Source organism: Kocuria sp. KRD140 (genome assembly GCF_017168375.1).
In the GTDB taxonomy this organism is placed as follows: domain Bacteria; phylum Actinomycetota; class Actinomycetes; order Actinomycetales; family Micrococcaceae; genus Kocuria; species Kocuria marina.
In genome coordinates, this window is sequence record NZ_JABFAW010000005.1 from 34,438 (window position 1) to 40,029 (window position 5,592).

The 5,592-nt window shown below is 68.6% G+C and carries 4 protein-coding genes and 1 pseudogene; 3 read left to right on the top strand and 2 right to left on the bottom strand.

Going from position 1 to position 5,592, the window contains the following annotated elements; genetic code table 11:
• Positions 1-66: 66 nt before the first annotated feature.
• Both J1M36_RS05795 and J1M36_RS05800 read left to right on the top strand, forming a co-directional pair.
• Positions 67-405 (top strand): hypothetical protein, encoded by a 339-nt coding sequence (locus J1M36_RS05795; protein ID WP_206478861.1) that lies wholly within the window; start codon positions 67-69, stop codon positions 403-405.
• A gap of 179 nt (positions 406-584) precedes the next feature.
• Positions 585-2,465 (top strand): annotated as a pseudogene (locus tag J1M36_RS05800) (FAD-binding monooxygenase).
• 52 nt (positions 2,466-2,517) lie between these two features.
• Here the strand turns inward: J1M36_RS05800 and J1M36_RS05805 are convergent.
• Together J1M36_RS05805 and J1M36_RS05810 are read right to left on the bottom strand one after the other, a co-directional pair.
• Positions 2,518-3,753, bottom strand: coding sequence for a Dyp-type peroxidase (locus J1M36_RS05805; RefSeq protein ID WP_206478862.1), 1,236 nt, complete (start codon positions 3,751-3,753; stop codon positions 2,518-2,520).
• A 134-nt stretch (positions 3,754-3,887) separates the two neighbouring features.
• On the bottom strand, positions 3,888-4,901 hold the full coding sequence (locus tag J1M36_RS05810) for a nitronate monooxygenase family protein (protein WP_098054636.1): 1,014 nt from the start codon (positions 4,899-4,901) through the stop codon (positions 3,888-3,890).
• A gap of 82 nt (positions 4,902-4,983) precedes the next feature.
• Between J1M36_RS05810 and J1M36_RS05815 the strand changes: the two genes are divergently transcribed.
• The gene (locus tag J1M36_RS05815; protein WP_239319676.1) at positions 4,984-5,418 is read left to right on the top strand and encodes an NUDIX domain-containing protein; all 435 of its coding nucleotides are present in this window, start codon (positions 4,984-4,986) and stop codon (positions 5,416-5,418) included.
• Positions 5,419-5,592 lie beyond the last annotated feature (174 nt).

Sequence of the window (5,592 nt, forward strand, 5' to 3'; positions counted from 1 at the left end):
CCCCCGGGACACCCTGGCGGCGCACCCACCCCAGAGAACTGGACTCACCGGACGAAGGAGTCGCACATGGCGCCCCACGATCCCACCACCCACGAAACAACGGGCAGAAGTGCCACGCCGCGTCGTGAGCAGCGCAAGGTCGTGGCCGGAACCATCATCGGTACCAGTATCGAGTGGTACGACTTCTTCCTCTACGCCTCCGCCGCGGGATTCGTGTTCAACCACTTGTTCTTCGAGCCCATGGGCCCCCAGGCGGCCACTCTTGCGGCCTTCGCCACAGCGGGCCGGAGCTTCCTCTCCCGCCCCCTCGGGGCGTTCCTCGCACGGCCCCTCGTTTCCGTATTCCCGTGCACCCGGCAGGACCATGGAGCTGGAATTGTTACCCGAAACACAGATCGTATATGATCTGTGACACACCCTTTCGATGCCACCGAACCACCCCGGGGCGGGCGACGTGGCCCGCACCCGCCGTACGGACCTCACCGGTGGAACCGCACAGCACGGACGCCGCCCCGCGACTCGGACCCGGATCCCGGGACCTGCGGGAACACCCTGCGAGTTCACCGCACAAACCAGGAGAAGGCATGTTATTTCACCAGAACGGATACGTCTCCGAGGATCCCCGGATCGAGGAGCCCCGCGGTTACGGCGTGGACCGTCCCGAGGACCTGACCGACACCATGGACGTGCTGATCGTGGGCACGGGGCCGGCGGGTGTGATCGCGGCGGCACAGCTGTCCCAGTACCCGGACGTCAACACGCGCATGATCGAGCGCCGTCCGGACCGGTTGGAGATCGGCCAGGCGGACGGTGTCCAGGCCCGCAGCGTGGAGACCTTCCAGGCCTTCGGTTTCGCGGAGGAGATCACGTAGGAGGCGTACCGCCTGCGCGAGATGTGCTTCTGGAACCCGGATCCCACCAACCCCCAGAACATCGTGCGCACCGGCCGCCCCGCGGATGATCCCCGCGGTGTGTCCGAGTTCCCGCACCTGATCGTGAACCAGGCCCGGGTGCTGGACTACTTCCTGCGCTCGGCCGAACGCGGCCCGGCCCGGATCACGCCCAACTACGGCATCGAGTTCGTGAACCTGGAGATCGACCAGGACCAGGAGTACCCCGTGGCCGTGCGCTACGCCGCCGGTGAGCGCGAGGGCGAGGAGCGCACGGTGCGCGCCAAGTACGTCCTCGGGTGCGACGGCGCGTCCTCCCGCGTGCGCAAGGCGATCGGTCGCAAGCTCAGCGGCCAGGGCGCCCACCACGCGTGGGGCGTCATGGACGTGCTCGCCGACACCGATTTCCCGGACATCCGCACCAAGTGCGCGATCAACTCCGTGAACGGTTCCATCCTGCTGATCCCGCGCGAGGGCGGGCTGCTGTTCCGCATGTACGTGGATCTGGGCGAGGTCCCCGAGGACGACAACCACGAGATCCGCAAGACTCCGGTGAAGGAGATCATCCGCCGCGCGAACAAGATCATCAACCCCTACAGCGTGGACGTGAAGTCCGTGGTCTGGTCCTCCGTGTACGAGGTGGGCCACCGCCTCACGGACCACTTCGACGACGTCGACACCGAGGACCGCGGCACCCGCGTGCCCCGCGTGTTCATCGCCGGGGACGCGTGTCACACCCACTCCGCCAAGGCCGGCCAGGGCATGAACGTGTCCATGCAGGACGGCTGGAACCTGGGCTGGAAGCTCGGGGCCGTGCTCTCCGGGCGCGCGGACGAGTCCCTGCTGGACACCTACTCCGAGGAACGTCAGGTGATCGCCAAAAACCTGATCGACTTCGACCGTGAGTGGTCCACCCTCATGGCCACCCCCCAGGACAAGCTGCCGGATCCCACGTACCTCGAGGACTTCTACGTGAAGACCGCGGAGTTCCCGGCCGGGTTCATGACCGAGTACCAGCCGTCCCTGATCACGGCGGGTACCGACCACCAGGACTTCGCCGAGGGCTACCCGGTGGGTAAGCGCTTCAAGTCCGCCCGCGTCCAGCGCGTGTGCGATTCCATGGTCGTGCACCAGGGTCACGAGGCCACCGCGGACGGGCGCTGGCGCATCCACGTCTTCGCGGACAGCTCCGTGGCCGGGGCGGATTCCCCCACCACCGCGTTCGCCGAGTGGTGGCAGAACGATCCTTCATCCCCGCTCGTGGCGCTGCGCCGTGATGACGACGGCGATGCCACCCTCTTCGACGTGGACGTCACCTACCAGCAGCCCTACACGGACGTCGACATCACCAAGGTGCCGCGCGCGTTCAAGCCGCAGGTGGGCCCGTTCGAGCTGAACTACTGGGAGCGCGTCTACGCCGCGATCCCCGGCGAGGACGTCTTCGACGTGCGCATGATCAGCCGCGACGGCGCCGTCGTGGTGGTCCGCCCGGACCACTACGTGGCCGCAGTCCTGCCGCTCGACGCGACCGACGAACTCACCGAGTTCTTCGGGAAGTTCCTGCGCAGGAACTGACCCGGCCCCGGGGGGGCACTCCCGGTGAGCCGTGACGAAGCCCGGGCCGGGCTCAGCGAATGATGGCCACGCTCGCCTCGGACGTGTTGACCCGGAACGTGAGGGTCTCCCGGAAGTAGAGGTCCACGGTCTCCGCGGTGTGGGACGAGTAGCCGATCACGGCGTCCAGGCCCAGGTGCAGTTCGGTCTTGGCGCGGGCCACGGCGGCCGGGAACTCGCGAACGTCCTGCGGTGCGGTCACCGGGTCGTTGTCGCTCGCGGGCGCGTTGCCCTGGATGTCCGCGGCCAGGTCGCTCACGTGTCCTGTTCCCAGTGCCGAGAACTCGGCGCCCGCGGGGTCCGCGTCCGGGGCGCCGTCGCGCGGGGGCACCGTGGTCGGGTCCTCCAGGAACGAGCGCGGCGGCGCGAAGAACAGGGACCCGTGACCGCGGTGGAGAAGGCCAGGATGCGGTCGTACGTGCCCGGGGGGATCGCCCAGGAACATGTTCTCGAGCATGGTCTCCGTGACGCCCGGATCCGCGGCGTAGCTGATGAAGTACGTGCCGAACTCCTCGGTGCCCACGCGACCGAACGGCATGTTGTCACGCATGATCTCGCGGGCCCGGCCGTTCACGTCGTCGAGGTCGTTGAGGGCCACGTGCGAGTTGGCGGGCTTGTCCTCGTCCGAGAGCTCGATGTCCTCGAGCTTGGTTCGCCCGATCACCAGCTCCTGCTCCGTGACGGACAGTGCCTCCCACGCGCCCATGTCGTGGAGGTACTTCTGCACGTGCACGTAGCTGCCGCCGCGGTAGGTCGGGTCCTGGTCGCCCACGACCGCGACCGTGAACGCGTCCTCGTTCTTCGGGTTCGCGGTGCCGTCCACGAAACCCAGCAGATCGCGTTCCTGGAAGAACGTGAAGCCCTGCACCTCGTCCACCACGTCCACGTGCGGGCCCAGGCGCTTCATGAGGTGCTTGGCCAGCTCGAAGCACATGTCCTGGGAGGCCGCGCGCAAGTGGATCAGCAGGTCCCCCGGGGTGGACACCGCCGTGTGCACGAGACCCACGATCTCCGGGAACGGGTGCAGGTCCTTGGGGCGGGGCGCATCGTAGAGCCGGTCCCACGCATCGGAGCCGATACCGACCGCGCACAACAGGTCACTCGTGGGGACGCGGAACGAGACCGCCTTGGTGAGGTCCGAGACGTCCGTGAGGATGTCCGCGACCTCCGCCTCCGATCCCTCCTCGATGGTCAGGACCAGGAACATCGCGGACTTGGCCGGGGCGGCCACGATCTTCCGAGTGGGCATGGGCTCTCGGTGGGTGGGCGGTGCGCCACCCGGATGCTCACGCGTCCTGGGCGTACCGAGCACGGTCGATCCGGGGTGGGCGGGTGTGCTGTCCTTCCCACGCTAGCCCTCGGGCACCGTCCCGCGGCAGTGGGTCACAACCCCCGGAAGAGTTCCACGATCTCCGCCGCGCTCGTGTCCCGGCACGCGCCGAAACCGGTGCCCGCCCACAGGTTCAGCCCCTCGGCGTCGCCCGCGGACGCGGCCCGCAGCGGCGCCGTCATGTAATGCACCTGCGGGTAGCCACTCACCTGCGCAGATCCGAGTCGGTCGGTGAACCCATTACGCAGGGCGCGGGCCCAGCGGCCCGAGAACGCCCGGGTGACCACGGTGTCCCTGCCCCCGCCGTTCAGCAGGGCCTCCCGGTGGGCGGGTTTGGTCCCCGCTTCCCGCGCGGTGAGGAACAGGGTGCCCACTTGCACCGCTACGGCTCCGCGGCCGAGCAGGTCCGCGGCGTCCTCGCGACTCGCGATCCCGCCCGCGGCGATCAACGGGATCTCACTCAACTCACGCGCCTGGTCGAGCAGTTCCGCGGTGCTGATGTCCTCCGGGGTCGTGGCCTGGCCGTGTGTGGCCCGGTGTCCGCCCGCTTCGCGTCCCTGCACCACGATCGCGTCCGGTGCGAGTTCCGCCGCGGCCTCGACTTCCCGCGCGTCCGTGGCATTGAGGACGACGACGCTGCCCGCCTCACGCAACCGCGCGACGTCGGCCGCTCCCGGCAGTCCGAACGTGAGCGAGACGAGGGGCACGGGGTTGGCCACGAGGTGATCCAGCTTGGCCGGGTAGTCGTCATCCGTGAACGGGCCCGGCTGCGGGGCAGGGACGTCCAGGTCGGCGGCCACGGGGGCGAGGGCTCGCGCGTATGCCTCAAGCTGCTCCGGATCGGAGGGGTCCCGTTCGGGGACGAAGAGGTTGACCCCGAAGTGGTCCGTGCGTGCGGCGACCTCACGGATCTCCTCCGCCATGGCACTCGCGGATTTGTAACCCGCGGCCAGCATCCCCAGTCCGCCCGCTTCCGCTACGGCCACGGCGAGCGCGGAGGTCGAGGGGCCACCCGCCATGGGCGCCTGCACCACGGGTACGGACAGATCGTGCAGAGGGTTCGTCATCGTGGCTCCTTATAGTGGGGGCGTGCCGGATTCCCATGATGCCAGTCCCCTCACCAGCGCCGACAGGACCCCCTCACGTCCCGTGATCAAGGTGACCGGTGTGGTGCTGCGGCGCGCCTCGGACGGGGCGGTCCTGACCGTGCGCAAGCGTTCGACCGGGATGTTCATGTTCCCCGGGGGCAAGCCAGAGGGGGACGAGACACCCCTGGAGACCGGGATCCGCGAGGTCCGGGAGGAACTGGGGATCTCGCTGACCCCGGAGCAGTTGCGCCCCGTGGGGGAATGGCACTCGGATGCCGCGAACGAACCCGGTCACGGGCTGCACAGTCACGTGTTCGTGAGCACCGTGCCGCTCACCGACACCCCCGTGCCTGCAGCGGAGATCGTGGAACTGCGGTGGCAGCCCCTCGCGGGTGCGGAGGACGTCACGGACCTCGCTCCCCTGGCCCGGTTGCACGCTCTCCCGGCTCTGCGTGCCGCGTCCAGCGGGGCATGTGTCTCTGGCTGCGAGTCGTGAGGCACGCGGAGGCCACCGGCAAAGTTTGAGGCACGTAGAGGCCCACCGCGGATTTTCAGGCACTCCAAAGTCACTTAACCGCCGGAATACTGGCTTCCGCATGCCCAGAATTTTGGGACTGGCTTCCGCGTGCCCAAGGGTTTGCGAGGGTCACATGGGCGGGCATTCCCGGGG

Coding starts and splice junctions, on each gene's coding strand:
- J1M36_RS05795 (WP_206478861.1), top strand. CDS start 67: ATGGCGCCCCACGATCCCACCACCCACGAAACAACGGGCAGAAGTGCC.
- J1M36_RS05805 (WP_206478862.1), bottom strand. CDS start 3,753: ATGCCCACTCGGAAGATCGTGGCCGCCCCGGCCAAGTCCGCGATGTTC.
- J1M36_RS05810 (WP_098054636.1), bottom strand. CDS start 4,901: ATGACGAACCCTCTGCACGATCTGTCCGTACCCGTGGTGCAGGCGCCC.